Source organism: Streptomyces sp. MMCC 100 (genome assembly GCF_041538145.2).
Taxonomy (GTDB): Bacteria; Actinomycetota; Actinomycetes; order Streptomycetales; family Streptomycetaceae; genus Streptomyces.
Window position 1 is genome coordinate 2664693 of sequence record NZ_JBGORK020000001.1, and the last position, 16996, is coordinate 2681688.

Consider the following 16996-nt stretch of genomic DNA (forward strand, 5'->3'; position numbering starts at 1 on the left):
GAACCATGTCCGGCGACACCGTCACGCACCAGACCGCCGTAGCCGCCGAGCGGACCTGCACCACCCGCGACACCTCTGTCGCGCCGAATCGCGCGGCACGGGAACTGGGGCTCAAGCGAAGCGAGTTCGACCTCGCGGTGCACCTCGGCCGTATCCGCACGGTCCCCGACGACGGAGGAGGCGGGCGGCGAGTCCCCCGCGACGAGATCGACCGGATCCGGTCGGCGGACGGTTTCCCCGAGGAGCTTCGGACCGGTGTCCGGGCCGTCGGCACCACACAGGGTGCGGCCCTCATGGACGTGACCAAAGCCCGGTTCACACGTCTGGCACGGCTGGGGCTGCTGGTGCCGGTGAAGTTCTACGTCAACCGATACCGCGCCGTCGTCTGGCTGTATCTGGCCGAGGAGCTACGGCGCTTCGCGGCCGACGAGCGCAACGCCGCACTGCTGAAGGGCCGCACCCCCGAAGTACTCCGTGCCCAACTGGGGGAGGGGCTGGACCTGAGGCCCCGCAACTGGCGGGGAAGGCACCTGGGCTTCCTGCTCCGCCAGGCGACCGACGACCCGTGGGCCCGGGCCGCGGCCGTGGCGTCGCTGCTCGACGCCGCCGAGGTCTCGGACGTCGTCTCCGACCCCTACGAGCGGTCTCATCTGCGCCGGTTCCGTCCCGCTCCGACGGCGCACGGCTCGCCGGGCTCCCCGGTCGCACAGCTCGTCGGGGAGATCGTGACGGCTGCCGACCAGGACGAGATCGACTGGCTCCGCTCCGACCTGGCGGACGCGATGGAAGCGGCCCGCCGGCAGTGTCCGGCACCCCGCCCGGCTCTGCACGCCGTGCCGGCCCGGCCAGGCCCCGGGGCCGTGCCGCATGAGGCGGCGGAGCTCCTGCCGCACGAGACGGCGGGACGCGTGCCGCCCGAGACGGAGAACCAGGAGCCGCGCGAAGCGGAGCAGCGACCCGGACGGCTGAGCGGCCTGTTCGGCCGGCTGTGGCGCAGAGACTCCTGACCTGCCTCCTGACCTACAGGGACCGGAAGAGCCCTTCCTGGACGACGGACACCAGCATCCGTCCTTCCGTGTCGTAGATCCGCCCACGGGCCAGACCGCGCCCACCGGTCGCGATCGGCGACTCCTGGTCGTACAGGAACCACTCGTCCGCCCGGAAGGGCCGGTGGAACCACATGGCGTGGTCCAGCGACGCCATGTCGAACCCCCGGGGACCCCACAGCGGCTCCACGGGGAGGCGCACGGCGTCCAGGAGCGTCATGTCGCTGGCGTAGGTCAGGGCGCAGGTGTGCACGAGCGGGTCGTCGCCGAGCGGCCCGACCGCGCGCATCCACACGGCGCTGCGGGGCTCGGCTCCCTCGACCTCCTCGGCGCTCCAGCGCAGCCGGTCGACGTAGCGGATGTCGAAGGGCTGACGGCGGGCCATCAGCTCCAACTGCTCCGGCAGCGCACCCAGGTGCTCCCGCACCTCGTCGGCGACCGTCGGCAGGGACTCCGGAGCGGGGACCTTGCGGGCCGGCGGCAGCTGGTGCTCGAAACTCCCCTGCTCAGGCTTGTGAAAGGAGGCGGTGAGCGTGAAGATCGTGCGGCCCTGCTGCACGGCGGTGACCCGGCGGGTGGTGAACGACCGTCCGTCCCGATCCCGTTCGACCTGGTACACGATGGGTACGCCGGGGCGACCGGGACGCAGGAAGTACGCGTGCAGCGAGTGCACCGGGCGGTCGCCGTCGGTGGTGCGGCCCGCGGCGACCAGCGCCTGGCCGGCCACCTGGCCGCCGAAGACCCGCTGCAGCGACTCCTCGGGGCTGCGGCCACGGAAGATGTTGACCTCGATCTGCTCCAGGTCGAGCAGGGCGACGAGGCTCTCGGCCGGATTCGTCATCGGTGGGTTTCTCCTGTGCTCACAGCTGGCCGACATCGGTGACGCGGACGACCGCACGGCCCTCCGCGTCGGAGGCGGTGAGGTCGACCTCCGCACTGATGCCCCAGTCGTGGTCGTCGTTCGGGTCGTCGAAGATCTGCCGCACGCGCCACAGCCCGTTCTGCGGCTCCTCCTCGATGAGCAGCAGCTTCGGACCGCGGGCGTCCGGGCCGGTGCCGAGGTCGTCGTACTCGTCCCAGTACTTGTCCATGGCCTCGCCCCACGCGTCGGCGTCCCAGCCGGCGTCGGCGTCCATCTCGCCCAGCTCGTCGACCTGGTCGAGGGCGGCGAGCTCTACACGGCGGAACATGGCGTTGCGGACCAGCACACGGAAGGCGCGCGCGTTGGCGGTGACCGGCCGTACCTGGTCGGCCTTCTCCTGGGCCTCCTCGGCGGTCATCTCCTCCGGGTTGGCGAGCTGCTCCCATTCGTCGAGGAGGCTGGAGTCGACCTGGCGCACCATCTCGCCGAGCCACTCGATCAGGTCCTGCAGGTCCTCGGACTTCAGGTCGTCGGGGACGGTGTGGTCGAGGGCCTTGTAGGCGCTGGCCAGGTAGCGCAGCACGATGCCCTCGGTGCGGGCCAGTTCGTAGTGGGAGACCAGCTCGGTGAAGGTCAGTGCCCGCTCGTACATGTCGCGGATGACCGACTTCGGGGACAGCGGGTGGTCACCGACCCAGGGGTGGCTCCTGCGGTACGTGTCGTAGGCGTGGAAGAGCAGCTCCTCCAGGGGCTTCGGGTACGTGATGTCCTGGAGGCGCTCCATGCGCTCCTCGTACTCGACGCCGTCCGCCTTCATGGCGGCCACGGCCTCACCGCGAGCCTTGTTCTGCTGGGCGGCGAGGATCTGCCGCGGGTCGTCCAGCGTGGACTCCACGACCGACACCATGTCCAGCGCGTACGACGGCGACTCCGGGTCCAGCAGTTCGAAGGCGGCCAGGGCGAACGTGGACAGCGGCTGGTTCAGCGCGAAGTCCTGCTGCAGGTCCACCGTGAGACGCACGATGCGTCCCTCGGCGTCCGGCTGGTCGAGCTTCTCCACGATGCCCCCGTCCAGCAGCGAGCGGTAGATGGCGATCGCCCGCCGGATGTGCCGGAGCTGCTGCCTGCGCGGCTCGTGGTTGTCCTCCAGCAGGTGCCGCATCGCGGAGAAGGCGTCACCGGGGCGGGCGATCACCGACAGCAGCATGGTGTGGGTGACCCGGAAGCGGGACGTCAGCGGTTCCGGATCGGAGCCGATGAGCTTGTCGAACGTGCTCTCCGACCAGGCCACGAAGCCCTCGGGAGCCTTCTTCCGGACGACCTTCCGCCGCTTCTTCGGGTCGTCACCGGCCTTGGCGAGCGCCTTCTCGTTCTCGACGACGTGCTCGGGAGCCTGGGCGACGACGAAGCCCTCCGTGTCGAACCCGGCGCGCCCGGCCCGGCCGGCGATCTGGTGGAACTCCCGCGCCCTCAGCGTGCGGACCCGGGTGCCGTCGTACTTCGTCAGCGCCGTGAACAGGACGGTGCGGATCGGGACGTTGACGCCCACGCCGAGCGTGTCCGTTCCGCAGATCACCTTCAGCAGGCCGGCCTGCGCGAGCTTCTCCACCAGCCGCCGGTACTTGGGCAGCATGCCGGCGTGGTGGACCCCGATGCCGTGCCGCACGTAGCGGGAGAGGTTGCGGCCGAACTTCGTGGTGAAACGGAAGTTGCCGATCAGCTCGGCGATCCGCTCCTTCTCCTCCCGCGTGCACATGTTGATGCTCATCAGCGCCTGCGCCCGCTCCACGGCCTGCGCCTGGGTGAAGTGCACGATGTACACGGGGGCCTGCCGGGCCGACAGCAGATCGGTGAGCGTCTCGGTGAGCGGGGTGTAGCGGAACTCGTAGGACAGCGGCACCGGACGGGTGGCCGAGCGGACCACCGCGGTGGGACGGCCGGTGCGGCGCGCGAGGTCCTTCTCGAAGAACGAGACGTCACCGAGCGTCGCCGACATCAGCACGAACTGGGCCTGGGGCAGTTCCAGCAGGGGGATCTGCCAGGCCCAGCCGCGGTCCGGCTCCGCGTAGAAGTGGAACTCGTCCATGACGACCTGGCCGATGTCCGCGTGCTTGCCGTCACGCAGCGCGATCGACGCCAGAACCTCGGCGGTGCAGCAGATGACGGGGGCGTCGGAGTTCACGGAGGCGTCGCCGGTCAGCATGCCCACGTTCTCGGTGCCGAAGATCTTGCACAGCTCGAAGAACTTCTCCGACACCAGCGCCTTGATCGGAGCCGTGTAGAAGGTGACCTCGTCCCGGGCCAGGGCGGCGAAGTGCGCGCCCGCCGCGATCATGCTCTTGCCGGAGCCGGTGGGCGTCGACACGATCACGTTCGCGCCGGAGACCACCTCGATCAGCGCCTCCTCCTGATGGGGGTAGAGCGTGAGACCGCGTTCCTGGGCCCACGCCTCGAAGGCTTCGTACAGGGCATCGGGGTCGGCGGTCCGCGGCAGCTGATCGATGAGGGTCACGCCCCCATCTTGCCTGCCCGGGGCCGTGATGGGGGAATCGGCTGTCCGCGTGAAGATCACGAACGCTACGCTGGGTCGCCGACGCGGCAACAGCGGACCCGGACAACTGCACAGCGGCACACGAGGAATGGGGCGGGCAACGGCGATGATGGGACCAGCACACTCACTGTCGGGCGCCGCGGCGTGGCTCGGCGTCGGAGCGGCGACCGCCGCCGCGGGACACCCGATGCCCTGGCCGGTGCTGCTCGCCGGAGCCCTGATCTGCGCCGGAGCGGCGCTCGCTCCGGACCTCGACCACAAGGCGGCCACCATCTCCCGGGCCTTCGGGCCGGTCTCACGGGGGCTGTGCGAGATCGTCGACAAGCTGTCCTATGCCGTCTACAAGGCCACGAAGAAGCGGGGCGACCCGCGTCGCTCCGGCGGCCACCGCACGCTGACGCACACCTGGCTGTGGGCGGTTCTGATCGGCGGGGGGACCTCGGTCCTGGCCATCGCGGGTGGCCGTTGGGCGGTCCTGGCGATCCTGTTCGTGCACATGGTGCTGGCCATCGAGGGGCTGCTCTGGCGGGCCACCCGCGGCTCCAGCAGCGACGTCCTGGTCTGGCTGCTGGCCGGGACCAGCGCGTGGATACTCGCCGGGATCCTGGACAAGCCGGACGGTGGATCGGACTGGCTGTTCACCGCGCCGGGCCAGGAGTACCTGTGGCTGGGGCTGCCGATCGTGCTCGGCGCGCTGGTGCACGACATCGGGGACGCGCTGACCGTCTCGGGCTGCCCGATCCTCTGGCCGATACCGGTGGGCCGCAAGCGGTGGTACCCCATCGGCCCGCCGAAGGCCATGCGGTTCCGGGCAGGCAGCTGGGTGGAGCTGAAGGTACTGATGCCGGTGTTCATGCTGCTCGGCGGAGTGGGCGGCGCGGCGGCACTGAACTTCATCTGAGCGACGCGGGCCCGGCCGTCTCAGCCGGTTTCCCCGGCGTCCTGTCCCTCGCCCGCGCCGTAACGCCGCTCGAAGCGGGCGACGCGCCCCTCCGAGTCCACCGTTCGCGCCTTGCCCGTGTAGAAGGGGTGGCTCTCCGAGGAGATCTCCACGTCCACCACCGGGTAGGTCTCGCCGTCGTCCCACGCGATGGTCTGGTCGCTGGTGGCGGTGGACCGGGTCAGGAAGGCGTACCCGGCGCTGCGGTCACGGAAGACGACGGGCCGGTAGTCGGGGTGCTTGTCCTGCTGCATGGCTGCTCCTCGTACGGCAGGGATCATCGGGGCGACGGCACGGGTCCGCCGTCGCGAGTGGCGTCAGCCCGGCAGGGAGTCCTCGTCGACCACGTGCATCGCGGCCTCTTCGGCGGAGGCGGCCGCGCCGTCGATGCCCACGTCCATGGCCACCAGCGCCGGTTCCTCGTCCTCGTGCGCCCCTTCGTCGGGTGCCACGAGCCGGCCGGACCGGTCCGCGCCGACCTCGTTGTCCAGCAGTTCTCCGTCGGTGCCGTCGGAGTCGCCCAGCCCGTCGCCGTCGGGCGCGAGCCGGTCCGGACGCTCCTCGGCGAGTCGCTGGTCCAGCGTTTCACCGCGGTGGCGTTCGGCGGCCGTCACACCGGTGTGCTCCACCGCCCAGGGGCGCTCGGGCGGGGACCAGCCCCGGTCGAGCGGATCGTCGACACCGTCCTCCTCGAGGGTGTCCTCGCCGTCGAGCAGGCCGGTGTCCTCCCTCTGCTCGGATCCGTCGGGCTGGTAGACGTCATCTCCCCATCCGTCGACGCTGTTCACGGGTACCTCCAGGGGGTGGGGACCGGCCCCTTCTCACCGTGGACCGCGGCGGGTCGCCGCTGCACGGGGCACAGGCGTCACCCGTCGCGGAACCGCACGGTTCCGGGGCCTGCCTCGAGCCGGTGCCTCTTCCCAGCCTTCCACTCCCGTTCGGGACCGCGCAACGGCACGGACCCCGCCGGGGTACCTGCCGCGCCCGCTCCTACGGTTCCACCGGGCCGGGGCCGGCCCACGCCGACCGGCCCGGCCCGGGCGACGTGTCGGCCCCCTGCCCACCGCCCGGCCCTTCACCGGGACCCCGCCCGAGTCGTCCGGCAGCACCGTGCCCTGCCCGGCCCGGCCGGAGCCGGGTGGCTCCGAGCCGGCCCGCATTCGACCGGCCCCGGCCCTGGCCCGCCGGTTCCGTCCCAGTCACCCGGCCCGGGACCACTCCACCCTCGAAGGGAGACGCGACCCTCGAACGGAGGCGCGCACGGCTACCCGTGCCAGGACCGCCACAGCGCCGCGTAGGCGCCGTCCGCCGCGACGAGGTCGCCGTGGCTGCCCAGCTCACTGATCCGGCCGTTCTCGACCACAGCGATGACGTCCGCGTCGTGGGCGGTGTGCAGGCGATGTGCGATCGCGATCACCGTGCGGCCGTCCAGGACCCGGGCCAGGGACCGTTCGAGGTGGCGCGCGGCCCGCGGATCGAGCAGCGACGTCGCCTCGTCCAGCACCAGCGTGTGCGGATCGGCCAGCACCAGGCGGGCCAGCGCGATCTGCTGGGCCTGCGCCGGGGTGAGCGCGAAGCCGCCCGAGCCGACCTCGGTGTCCAGGCCCTCGTCGAGCCCACGGGACCAGTCGTCCGCGTCGACCGCGCCCAGTGCCGCCCACAGCTCGGCGTCGGTGGCGCCGGTCCTGGCGAGACGGAGGTTGTCGCGCAGGGAGCCCACGAAGACGTGGTGCTCCTGGTTGACCAGGGCGACGTGCGAGCGGACCCGTTCGGCGGACATCCGGGAGAGTTCCGCGCCGCCGAGGGTGACCCGGCCCTCACGAGGACCGTAGATGCCGGCCAGCAGCCTGCCCAGGGTGGACTTGCCGGCGCCCGAGGGGCCGACCAGGGCGAGCCTGGTACCGGGGGCGACCTCCAGCGACACCTTGCGCAGAACGTCCACGCCCTCGAGGTAGCCGAAGTGCACGCGGTCGGCCCGCACGTGCCGCCCGTCGGGGGCCAGCGTGGCGTCACCGGCGTCCGGCTCGATGTCCCGCACGCCCACCAGCCGGGCCAGGGAGACCTGGGCCACCTGCAGCTCGTCGTACCAGCGCAGGATGATGCCGACCGGGTCGACGAGCATCTGCGCGATCAGGGCCGCCGTGGTCAGCTGGCCGACCCCGATCCAGCCCTGGAGGACGAACACACCGCCGATGAGCAGGACGGAGGCGAGCACGGTCACATGGGTGACGTTGATGACAGGGAAGAGCACCGACCGCAGCCAGAGCGTGTAGCGCTCCCAGGCCGTCCACTCCCTGATCCGGCGCTCCGACAGTTCGATGCGACGGGTGTCGAGGCGGTGGGACTCGACGGTGCGCCCGGCGTCCACTGTCTCGGCGAGCGCGGCTGCCACCGCCGCGTACCCGGCGGCCTCCGAGCGGTAGGCGGAGGGCGCCCTGCGGAAGTACCAGCGGCAGCCGATCACCAGCAGCGGCACCGCGATCAGCACCGCAGGCGCCAGCGGCGGCGCCGTGACCACCAGCCCGGCGAGCAGCAGCACCACCCAGACGGCGCCGATCGCGAGCTGGGGCACGGCCTCGCGCATGGCGTTGGCGAGCCGGTCGATGTCCGTGGTGATCCGGGAGAGCAGGTCACCCGTGCCGGCCCGCTCCAGCACACCGGGCGGCAGTCCGACCGACCGCACGAGGAAGTCCTCGCGCAGATCGGCCAGCATCCGTTCGCCGAGCATGGCCCCCCGCAGCCGTACCTCGCGCACGAACACGGCCTGCACGACGAGGGCGAGCACGAAGAGCGTGGCGGTGAGGCCGAGACGCAACTCGCGCGTGTCGTCCGAGACCCGTTCCACGAGCCCGCCCAGCAGGTAGGGACCCGCCATCGAGGCGATCACGGCGACGGTGTTGACGGTGACGAGGAAGAGGAACGCCCGACGGTGCCGGCGCAGCAGTTCTCCCACGTAGGCGCGCACGGTCGGGCGAGCGCCGACGGGCAGGGTGCTCGCCGTCGTGGGAGCCGCCGGGTCGTAGGCCGGGGGTGCGACGCCGATCATGCCGTTTCCTCGATCTCTTCCAGTCGGTGCAGTACGTCGTCGTCGCTCAGGGCGTCGTCACGGCCGTCACGGCGGCCGTCGTCGCGGCCCTCGTCGGTCAGGGGCTTCGCCGGCCTTCTCCCGGCCGGTACGCCGTCGTGGTGCGCCGCGGTCTCCTCGTCGGTCTCGCGGGTCACCACCGCCCGGTACCTGGGCTCGGTGTGCAGCAGTTCCCGGTGGGCGCCGGCCGCCGCGACCTCGCCGTCGTGCAGGAACACGGTCCGGTCCGCGCGGTCCAGCAGCAGCGGGGACGAGGTGAACACCACCGTGGTGCGCCCCGCACGCAGGGCCCGCACGCCTTCCGCGATCCGCGCCTCGGTGTGCGAGTCCACGGCCGAGGTCGGTTCGTCCAGGACCAGCGCCTCGGGGTCCGTGATCAGGGACCGGGCCAGTGCCAGCCGCTGGCGCTGGCCCCCCGACAGCGACCGGCCCCGCTCGGTGATGCGGGCGTCCATCGGGTCGTCGGCGCCGAGCGAGCCCTGCGCGAGCGCCGTCAACACGTCACCGCACTGGGCGGCGCTCAGCGCGTCCTCGGCGGCGACGGCACCGGACGCGGGCACGTCCAGCAGTTCCCGGAGCGTGCCGGAGAGCAGCACCGGGTCCTTGCCCTGGACCAGAACGGCGGTGCGCGCGGACTTCAGGGGCAGCTCGTCCAGCGGCACCCCGCCCAGCAGGGCCGATGTGCCCTTCTCCGAGGGGTGCCCGCCGAGCCGTTCCGCCAGCCGTCCGGCCGTGTCCGGGTCACCGCACACCACGGCGGTGAACCGGCCCGCCGGAGCCAGGAGACCGGTGGCCGGGTCGTACAGGTCCCCGGTGGGGATCTCGGCGGCGCGCGAGCCCGCGGTGTCCGTGGCGCGCTCCAGGGACAGCACCCGTGCGGCCCGCTTGGCCGAGGGCCGGGAGAAGGAGTACGCCATGGCGATCTCCTCGAAGTGCCGCAGCGGGTAGGTGAGGATCATGACGGAGCTGTAGACGGTGACGAGTTCGCCGACGCCGATGCGGCCCTCGCGGGCCAGGTGGACGCCGTGCCAGACCACCGCGATCAGCAGCAGCCCCGGCAGCAGCACCTGGATCGCGGAGATCAGGGACCACATGCGGGCGCTGCGCACGGCCGCGTGGCGCACCTCCTGGGAGGCCTCGCGGTAGCGGTCGAGGAAGAGTTCCTCGCCGCCGATGCCGCGCAGCACGCGCAGCCCGGCGACGGTGTCCGAGGCGAGCTCGGTGGCGCGGCCGGCCTTGTCGCGCTGGACGTCGGCCCGCCGGGTGGCGCGGGGCAGCAGGGGCAGTACCGCGAGGGCCAGCACCGGCAGGCCCACGATCACGACGACGCCGAGCGCCGGCTGGTAGACGACCAGTGCTACGCAGACCAGCACGATGGTGACCGCGGCCGCGGTGAAGCGGGAGACGGCCTCCACGAACCAGCCGATCTTCTCGACGTCGCCGGTGGACACGGCCACGACCTCCCCGGCCGCGACGCGCCGGGTCAGTGCCGAGCCCAGTAGCGCGGTCTTGCGGGCCAGGAGCTGCTGGACGCGGGCCGCGGCGGTGATCCAGTTGGTGACGGCGGCGCGGTGCAGGAAGGTGTCGCCGAGCGCGTTGCCGGCGCAGCACAGGACCATGAGGCCGCCCGCGAGGGCGAGTCGGGTGCCGGAGCGGTCGACGACCGCCTGGATGGCGAGACCGACGCAGAAGGGCAGGGCGGAGACGGAGGCGAAGTGCAGCAGGCCCCAGGCCAGTGCCTTGAGTTGGCCACCGAGCTGGTTGCGGAACAGCCACCACAGGAATCGGGGGCCCGAGCGTGCGTCAGGCACGCCCGGGTCGGGATACGGAAGGTCTTGGATCTGCATGACGTCCCAGTGGCTCGTGTCAGGAGGTGCCGTTGCTGTGCGGCATCAAGAGGCTGCAAACCGTGAAAGGTTCGCGTCGCCACGTGCCCAAAATCAAGCGGTTTTCCGCGATGGGGCACGAAACCGGCTGCGGCCCGCCGCACGTCGTCCACACGCGCCCCCAGCGCCCCCAGCGCCCCACCCGCGCCGGCCCGCAGCGCCCCACCCACGCCCGCCCGCAGCACCCCACCCACGCCCGCCCGAGGCACTCCACCCGCGTTCGCCCGCCGCAGTCCTGACGGCATGCCCGGGACGAGTGCGACGATGGACGGATGGTGAGTGGTGGCGTACGGCGTACGGCGGTCGCGATGGCGGCCCTTGGCTCCCTGCTGACGGTGACGGCAGTGTCCGCCTGCGGCGGCCCGACGGGGCACGGAGCGGACACCGGGGCGAGCGCGCCCCCCGGCGGAGCGGGCCGGAGCAGCACGACGGCCGACCCGACCACGATCCCCGGCGTCGGCGACCGGCTCCAGCGTCGCATCCCCGACGACTCGCGCCAGGTCGTCGCGGTGTACGGCGACGGCAGGGATTCCGCCGATTCCACGGCCGTGCTCTACACGAAGCAGGGGTCCGCCTGGCAGCGCGCCCGCAGTTGGGCGGCGCACAACGGCACGAAGGGCTGGACGGCCGGCCACCACGAGAACGACAAGCGCAGCCCTGTCGGAGTCTTCACGCTCAGCGACGCGGGCGGCGTGCTCCCGGACCCGGACCCGACCCCCGGTACCGGCCTGCCGTACAGCCGGTCCTCGAGCTTCGCGGCACCGCGCTGGTGGGCGAAGTCGTACTGGCACGACTTCGACTACGTCATCGCCATCGACTACAACCGTGTCAAGGGGACCCCGCCGAACGACCCGACCCGCCCCGAGGGTTTGTCCAAGGGCGGTTCGATCTGGCTCCACATGGACCACGGCAGCGGTACGTCGGCCTGCGTCAGTCTGCCCAAGCCGGCGATGGAGTACCTGCTGCGCACGCTGGACCCGGACCAGCACCCCGTGGTGGTGATGGGGGACAGGGCGGAGCTGAAGGCCTGAGCACGGGCCTCCCGGCGCCCGGATCAGGCCGTGTGACGATGGTCCCGGCCGCTGTCGGGCCCGTCGATCAGTGTGTCCAGCAGTCCGCCCAGCACCGCGCGCTGATCGTCGGTCAGCGGGGCAAGGATCTCCTCGGCGGCGGACCGGCGTGCGGCGCGCAGTTCCCTGAGGGCCGCGCGCCCGTCGTCGGTCAGCTCGATCCGGATGACGCGGCGGTTGTCGGGGTCCGGGACGCGGCGCACCTTCCCGGCCGTCTCCAGTCCGTCGACCAGTGTCGTCACCGCCCGGGGCACGACCTCCAGGCGCTCGGCGAGGTCGGCCATGCGCGGGGGCGAACCCCAGTGCGCCAGCGTGCGCAGCAGCCGGGACTGGGCCGGAGTGATGCCGAGGTCGCGGTGCTCGAGATGGCGCTTCTGGATGCGGTGCACCCGGCGGGTGAGCCGCAGCAACTGCTCGGCGAGCAGGCCGTCGGGATCGGGGGCGGTCATGCGGGAACAATATCAGGATGACGTTCATTGTGAGTATAGGTAACAATGACCTACGATCCGTAAGGTCCCCGCGTGCCCGTGGCAGTATCCGAAGGTCTGCCGCCCGGAGGGCTTCGCGGACCTCCCGTCGCCGCCTCCGAAGGAGCCCATGCACCCCGATCGCGAATCCGCCTGGACCGCACCCGCCGACGCCAAGGAACAGCCCCGGCAGGTGCGCCGCATCCTCAAGCTGTTCCGCCCCTACCGCGGCCGCCTCGCAGTCGTCGGCCTGCTGGTCGGCGCCGCCTCCCTGGTGTCGGTCGCCACGCCCTTCCTGCTCAGGGAGATCCTCGACGTCGCGATCCCCGAGGGGCGCACGGGCCTGCTGAGCCTGCTCGCCCTCGGCATGATCTTCGGTGCCGTCCTCACGAGCGTCTTCGGCGTGCTGCAGACCCTGATCTCCACCACCGTGGGTCAGCGAGTCATGCACGATCTGCGCACCGCCGTCTACGGCCGGCTGCAGCAGATGTCCCTCGCCTTCTTCACCCGCACCCGCACCGGCGAGGTCCAGTCCCGCATCGCCAACGACATCGGCGGCATGCAGGCCACCGTCACCTCCACGGCGACCTCCCTGGTCTCCAACCTCACCAGCGTGGTCGCCACGATCGTCGCCATGGTCGTCCTCGACTGGCGCCTGACCGTCGTCTCGCTGCTCCTCCTCCCGGTGTTCGTGTGGATCAGCCGTCGCGTCGGCAAGGAGCGCAGGAAGATCACCACCCGGCGCCAGAAGCAGATGGCCGCGATGGCCGCCACGGTCACCGAGTCGCTCTCCGTCAGCGGCATCCTGCTCGGCCGGACCATGGGCCGGTCCGACTCGCTCACCCGTGCCTTCGCGGACGAGTCCGAGAGCCTGGTCGACCTGGAAGTGAAGTCGAACATGGCGGGCCGCTGGCGGATGGCCGTCATCACGATCGTCATGGCCGCCATGCCGGCCGTCATCTACTGGACCGCCGGCATCGCCCTGCAACTCGGCGGACCGGACGTCTCCCTGGGCACGATCGTCGCCTTCGTCTCGCTCCAGCAGGGTCTGTTCCGCCCGACCGTGAGCCTGCTGTCGACCGGAGTGCAGATCCAGACCTCGCTCGCGCTCTTCCAGCGCATCTTCGAGTACCTCGACCTGCCGGTCGACATCACCGAGCGGGAGGACCCCGTCCACCTCGACCACGTCAAGGGTGAGGTCCGCTTCGAGAGCGTCCGGTTCGGCTACGACGGCAAGGGCGGCCCGGTGCTCGACGGCATCGACATCACCGTCCCCGCCGGAAGCAGCCTCGCCGTCGTCGGTCCCACCGGCGCCGGCAAGTCCACGCTCGGCCACCTGGTGCCGAGGCTGTACGACGTGACGGACGGCCGGGTCACCCTCGACGGGGTCGACGTGCGCGACCTCGACTTCGACACGCTGGCCCGCGCGGTCGGCGTCGTCTCGCAGGAGACGTACCTCTTCCACGCCTCCGTCGCCGAGAACCTGCGCTTCGCGAAGCCGGACGCCAGCGACGCGGAGCTGGAGGCGGCGGCGAGGGCCGCGCAGATCCACGACCACATCGCCGCCCTGCCCGACGGCTACGACACCGTGGTCGGCGAGCGCGGCCACCGGTTCTCCGGCGGCGAGAAGCAGCGCCTGGCCATCGCCCGCACCATCCTGCGCGACCCGCCCGTCCTCGTCCTGGACGAGGCGACCAGCGCCCTGGACACCCGTACCGAGGCCGCCGTGCAGGGCGCCATCGACGCCCTGTCCGCCAACCGCACCACGATCACCATCGCCCACCGGCTCTCCACCGTTCAGGGCGCCGACCGGATCGTGGTCCTCGACTCCGGACGCCTGGCCGAACAGGGCACGCACGAGGCATTGCTGGCGCAGGACGGGAGGTATGCCGCGCTGGTCCGCCGGGACGCCCGACTGGAGCCGACAAGATGAAGATATGCCGGGTTTGTGTTCATTTGGGGGTTACCGTGCCCGCATGCAGATGAACACTCCACCACGGAGCGCGAGGAGCGCGAGGAGCGCGAGGAGCGCCAGAGGTCCCAGGAGGAGCCTCGGGAGCCCCAGAGACCTCAGAGGTCCCAGAAGCCCCAGGAGAGCGATCCGGCTGACGCGCCGGGGCCGTATCGCCCTGATCGCGGTCGGCGCCGTCGTGGCCGGTACCGCGGTGGCGGTGCCGCTGCTGACGACGGACGAGGAGGGCGAGTCCCGTCCCACGTCCCTGGTCGTCCCGGAGGGCTGGCGCGCGACCCAGGTCTACGGGGCCGTCGACAAGGTCCTCGCCCTGCCCGCGGGCACCACCAAGAAGTCCCTGGCCAAGGCCGACCTCAAGCTGCCGAACGACGCCGAGGGCAACCCCGAGGGCTATCTCTTCCCGGCGACCTATCCGCTCGGTGAGAATCCCACCCCGGAGAAGCTGCTGACGGCCATGGTCGACAAGGCCAACAAGAGGTTCACGGGCGCGCCGGTCGCCGCGGGCGCCCAGCGCAACGCGCTGAACGTCTATCAGGCGGTCACCATCGCCAGCATCGTGCAGGCGGAGGCCGCCGACGAGGAGGACATGGGCAAGGTGGCCCGCGTGATCTTCAACCGGCTGGAACGCGGCATGCCGCTGCAGATGGACTCCACCATCAACTACGCCCTGGGCCGTTCCACTCTGAAGACCACCACCAAGGACACGAAGATCGACAGTCCTTACAACTCGTACCAGCGCATGGGTCTGCCGCCCACCCCCATCGCCAATCCGGGCGACGAGGCGATGAGCGCCGCGATCGACCCGACCCCCGGTGACTGGCTGTACTTCGTCACGGTCAAGCCGGGCGACACCCGCTTCACCGCCGACTACGCCGAACACCAGCGCAATGTGGCCGAGTTCAACCGTCTCCAGGAGAGCGCCTCGAAGAAGGCCGAGGCCGCCACGTGACCGGTCGGGGCGTCACGCGGCGACCGGCTCCCCCTCGGCCGTCAGCCGCCTGATGTCCCGCACGGCCGCGCGTCCCGCCCGGTTGGCGCCGATGGTGCTGGCGGAGGGTCCGTAGCCGACGAGATGGATCCGCGGGTCGGCGACCGCGCGTGTTCCCTCGACCCGGATACCGCCGCCCGCCTCCCGCAGCCGCAGCGGCCGCAGATGGTCGAGGGCGGGGCGGAACCCGGTCGCCCAGAGGATGACGTCCACGGCCACCCGCCGCCCGTCGTTCCACTCCACCCCCTCCGGCGTGATCCGGTCGAACATGGGCTGCCGGTCCAGCACGCCCGACTCCAGCCCGGCCCGGATCGTGTCGTTCAGCGGCAGACCCGTCACCGACACGACACTCTTCGGCGGCAGCCCCTGCCGCACCCGTTCCTCCACGAGTGCCACCGCCGCCCGGCCCGCCTCCTCGTCGAAGGGCCCTTCACGGAAGACGGGGGGCCTCCTGGTCACCCACGTGGTGGCCGCCGCGTACGGGGCGATCTCCAGCAGGTGCTGCGTCCCCGAGGCGCCGCCGCCCACCACGATCACGCGCCGGCCGGCGAACTCCTCGGGCCCGGCGTACTGCGCGGTGTGCAGCTGCCGCCCCCTGAAGGTCTCCTGCCCCGGGTAGCGCGGCCAGAAGGGCCGGTCCCAGGTGCCGGTCGCGTTGATCAGCGCACGCGTCGACCACGACCCGGCCGACGTCTCGACGAGCAGTCGCCCGTCCGTCCCCTCACGCACGGCGCGTACGTCGACCGGCCGCAGCACCCGCAGGTCGAAGGTCCGCTCGTAGTCCGCGAAGTACCCGCTCACCACCTCCGCGGACGGCCGCGCCGGATCCGCGCCGGTCAGCTCCATGCCCGGCAGGGCGTGCATCCCGTGCACCTTGCCGTACGTCAGCGACGGCCAGCGGAACTGCCAGGCGCCGCCGGGCCCGGGGGAGTGGTCGAGCACCACGAAGTCGCGCTCCGGCTCGAACCCCGTGCGCCGCAGATGGTAGGCGGCGGCGAGTCCGGCCTGACCGGCCCCGATGACGACGACCTCGACCTCGCGTGTGTTGTTCACGTTTGTACCAACGGCGCCGGAGGCCCCGGTCTTCCCCCGGTGTCAGGATGGGGTCATGCCAGATGCCTTCACCACCCGAGTCCTCAACCTCGCCACCGGCTCGGCGGAGCGGGTCGCCGACATCACCGGTGACTGCGAGTCCTTCCTCCGCGAGGCGGCGTCCGGCCGCGACGGCCTCCTCAACATCTTCGTCCCGCACGCCACCGCCGGGATCGCGATCATCGAGACCGGCGCCGGCAGCGACGACGACCTGTTGTCCGCCCTGCACACCCTGCTCCCGGCCGACGACCGCTGGCAGCACCGCCACGGCAGCCCCGGCCACGGCCGCGACCACGTCCTGCCCGCCTTCGTACCACCGCACGCGACGCTGCCGGTGATCGGCGGCCGCCTGGAACTCGGAACCTGGCAGTCGGTGTGCCTGGTGGACACCAACAGGGACAATCCCCACCGGCAGGTGCGGTTGAGTTTCCTGGGATGACCCGGGGCGACCAAGATCGTCCTGGGTGCGGCCGCCGATTCTCCCTACGCTCTGGCTCGAAACGGGAGAAGGGTGCGTGGCACCACCTTGGAAGAGATCGAGCGGCCGTACGACGGCTGCGGGAGGATGTGCTGCCGCTGCCGCTGCCGCTGCCGCTGCCGCTGCCGCTGCCGCTGCCGCTGCCGCTGCCGCCGCCGCTGCCGTCGGCGGGCACATCGTCGCCTGGGCCGATGACTGGATGACTGGGAGGTGTCCGTCGCCACCGACCCTATGACCGCCGAAGCTCGGTCCGTGGCTGCGCGATGAACGGGGCAAGTACAACGGGATCGTCGCTGCGGCTGTTCACCGGCTCGGCCGCACCGTCGTCGACTGCCTGAACACCGGCTACAAAATGCGCGACGGGGGGAAGCTCCTCGTCACCTACGGGCACGAGCCCGTTCGGAACCCCGACGATCCGAAGAACGACGAGAACCGCTTCGCCATGGAGGCCTGGGGGAGCATGTGCCGACCGTCCCTCCAGGGCGACGGTGTCAAGTGCCTTCGGTCCTGCCGTGTGTCGGCCGCCGAGGGTGGCCGATTCCCCACTGAATCTTCACGA

14 protein-coding genes are annotated in these 16996 nt (G+C 71.6%); 6 read left to right on the forward strand and 8 right to left on the reverse strand.

Annotation, left to right across the window (positions count from 1 at the left end; translation table 11 throughout):
- Nucleotides 1–5 precede the first annotated feature (5 nt).
- Entirely contained in the window at nucleotides 6–1007 is a 1002-nt protein-coding gene (locus ABS735_RS12370; protein WP_373906002.1) for a DUF6397 family protein, read from the forward strand.
- A 13-nt stretch (nucleotides 1008–1020) separates the two neighbouring features.
- Here the strand turns inward: ABS735_RS12370 and ABS735_RS12375 are convergent, their stop codons facing one another.
- Both ABS735_RS12375 and ABS735_RS12380 read right to left on the reverse strand, forming a co-directional pair.
- Complete coding sequence (locus tag ABS735_RS12375) at nucleotides 1021–1887, reverse strand: acyl-CoA thioesterase (protein WP_373906001.1); 867 nt, start codon at nucleotides 1885–1887, stop codon at nucleotides 1021–1023.
- 19 nt (nucleotides 1888–1906) lie between these two features.
- Complete coding sequence (locus tag ABS735_RS12380; protein WP_373906000.1) at nucleotides 1907–4420, reverse strand: DEAD/DEAH box helicase; 2514 nt, start codon at nucleotides 4418–4420, stop codon at nucleotides 1907–1909.
- Nucleotides 4421–4565: 145 nt separating this feature from the next.
- Here ABS735_RS12380 and ABS735_RS12385 point away from each other — a divergent pair, with 145 nt between their 5' ends.
- Nucleotides 4566–5360, forward strand: coding sequence for a metal-dependent hydrolase (locus tag ABS735_RS12385; protein WP_373905999.1), 795 nt, complete (start codon nucleotides 4566–4568; stop codon nucleotides 5358–5360).
- Between the two features lie 20 nt (nucleotides 5361–5380).
- Here ABS735_RS12385 and ABS735_RS12390 read toward each other — a convergent pair whose 3' ends face one another.
- The 4 genes from ABS735_RS12390 to ABS735_RS12405 all read right to left on the reverse strand — a co-directional run bounded on the left by ABS735_RS12390 (nucleotide 5381) and on the right by ABS735_RS12405 (nucleotide 10331).
- On the reverse strand, nucleotides 5381–5653 hold the full coding sequence (locus tag ABS735_RS12390; protein ID WP_030181930.1) for a type B 50S ribosomal protein L31: 273 nt from the start codon (nucleotides 5651–5653) through the stop codon (nucleotides 5381–5383).
- Nucleotides 5654–5716: 63 nt separating this feature from the next.
- Entirely contained in the window at nucleotides 5717–6187 is a 471-nt protein-coding gene (locus tag ABS735_RS12395; RefSeq protein ID WP_373905998.1) for a DUF5709 domain-containing protein, read from the reverse strand.
- A gap of 476 nt (nucleotides 6188–6663) precedes the next feature.
- A complete protein-coding gene (locus ABS735_RS12400) occupies nucleotides 6664–8445 on the reverse strand; it encodes an ABC transporter ATP-binding protein (protein ID WP_373905997.1) in 1782 nt (593 codons plus the stop codon).
- The gene (locus tag ABS735_RS12405; RefSeq protein WP_373905996.1) at nucleotides 8442–10331 is read right to left on the reverse strand and encodes an ABC transporter ATP-binding protein; all 1890 of its coding nucleotides are present in this window, start codon (nucleotides 10329–10331) and stop codon (nucleotides 8442–8444) included. The genes ABS735_RS12400 and ABS735_RS12405 overlap by 4 nt, the downstream gene beginning before the upstream one ends.
- A gap of 311 nt (nucleotides 10332–10642) precedes the next feature.
- Between ABS735_RS12405 and ABS735_RS12410 the strand changes: the two genes are divergently transcribed.
- The gene (locus ABS735_RS12410) at nucleotides 10643–11401 is read left to right on the forward strand and encodes a hypothetical protein (protein WP_373905995.1); all 759 of its coding nucleotides are present in this window, start codon (nucleotides 10643–10645) and stop codon (nucleotides 11399–11401) included.
- Between the two features lie 23 nt (nucleotides 11402–11424).
- Here ABS735_RS12410 and ABS735_RS12415 read toward each other — a convergent pair whose 3' ends face one another.
- Entirely contained in the window at nucleotides 11425–11889 is a 465-nt protein-coding gene (locus ABS735_RS12415) for a MarR family winged helix-turn-helix transcriptional regulator (protein ID WP_373905994.1), read from the reverse strand.
- Nucleotides 11890–12037: 148 nt separating this feature from the next.
- Here ABS735_RS12415 and ABS735_RS12420 point away from each other — a divergent pair, with 148 nt between their 5' ends.
- The gene (locus tag ABS735_RS12420) at nucleotides 12038–13840 is read left to right on the forward strand and encodes an ABC transporter ATP-binding protein (protein ID WP_373905993.1); all 1803 of its coding nucleotides are present in this window, start codon (nucleotides 12038–12040) and stop codon (nucleotides 13838–13840) included.
- Nucleotides 13841–14072: 232 nt separating this feature from the next.
- Nucleotides 14073–14828, forward strand: a complete 756-nt coding sequence (mltG, locus tag ABS735_RS12425) for an endolytic transglycosylase MltG (RefSeq protein ID WP_373906221.1) — start codon at nucleotides 14073–14075, stop codon at nucleotides 14826–14828.
- 12 nt (nucleotides 14829–14840) lie between these two features.
- Here the strand turns inward: mltG and ABS735_RS12430 are convergent, their stop codons facing one another.
- Nucleotides 14841–15920 carry an NAD(P)-binding domain-containing protein gene (locus tag ABS735_RS12430; RefSeq protein ID WP_373905992.1) on the reverse strand — a complete coding sequence of 360 codons (1080 nt, stop codon included), beginning with the start codon at nucleotides 15918–15920 and terminating at the stop codon, nucleotides 14841–14843.
- A 55-nt stretch (nucleotides 15921–15975) separates the two neighbouring features.
- Here ABS735_RS12430 and ABS735_RS12435 point away from each other — a divergent pair, with 55 nt between their 5' ends.
- A complete protein-coding gene (locus ABS735_RS12435) occupies nucleotides 15976–16398 on the forward strand; it encodes a secondary thiamine-phosphate synthase enzyme YjbQ (RefSeq protein ID WP_373905991.1) in 423 nt (140 codons plus the stop codon).
- The last annotated feature ends 598 nt before the right edge of the window (nucleotides 16399–16996 follow it).

What these genes read in the sequence shown, in the direction of transcription:
- ABS735_RS12370 (WP_373906002.1), top strand. Translation starts at nt 6, where the DNA reads ATGTCCGGCGACACCGTCACGCACCAGACCGCCGTAGCCGCCGAGCGG.
- ABS735_RS12375 (WP_373906001.1), bottom strand. Translation starts at nt 1,887, where the DNA reads ATGACGAATCCGGCCGAGAGCCTCGTCGCCCTGCTCGACCTGGAGCAG.
- ABS735_RS12385 (WP_373905999.1), top strand. Translation starts at nt 4,566, where the DNA reads ATGATGGGACCAGCACACTCACTGTCGGGCGCCGCGGCGTGGCTCGGC.
- ABS735_RS12390 (WP_030181930.1), bottom strand. Translation starts at nt 5,653, where the DNA reads ATGCAGCAGGACAAGCACCCCGACTACCGGCCCGTCGTCTTCCGTGAC.
- ABS735_RS12400 (WP_373905997.1), bottom strand. Translation starts at nt 8,445, where the DNA reads ATGATCGGCGTCGCACCCCCGGCCTACGACCCGGCGGCTCCCACGACG.
- ABS735_RS12405 (WP_373905996.1), bottom strand. Translation starts at nt 10,331, where the DNA reads ATGCAGATCCAAGACCTTCCGTATCCCGACCCGGGCGTGCCTGACGCA.
- ABS735_RS12410 (WP_373905995.1), top strand. Translation starts at nt 10,643, where the DNA reads ATGGTGAGTGGTGGCGTACGGCGTACGGCGGTCGCGATGGCGGCCCTT.
- ABS735_RS12415 (WP_373905994.1), bottom strand. Translation starts at nt 11,889, where the DNA reads ATGACCGCCCCCGATCCCGACGGCCTGCTCGCCGAGCAGTTGCTGCGG.
- ABS735_RS12420 (WP_373905993.1), top strand. Translation starts at nt 12,038, where the DNA reads ATGCACCCCGATCGCGAATCCGCCTGGACCGCACCCGCCGACGCCAAG.
- ABS735_RS12435 (WP_373905991.1), top strand. Translation starts at nt 15,976, where the DNA reads ATGCCAGATGCCTTCACCACCCGAGTCCTCAACCTCGCCACCGGCTCG.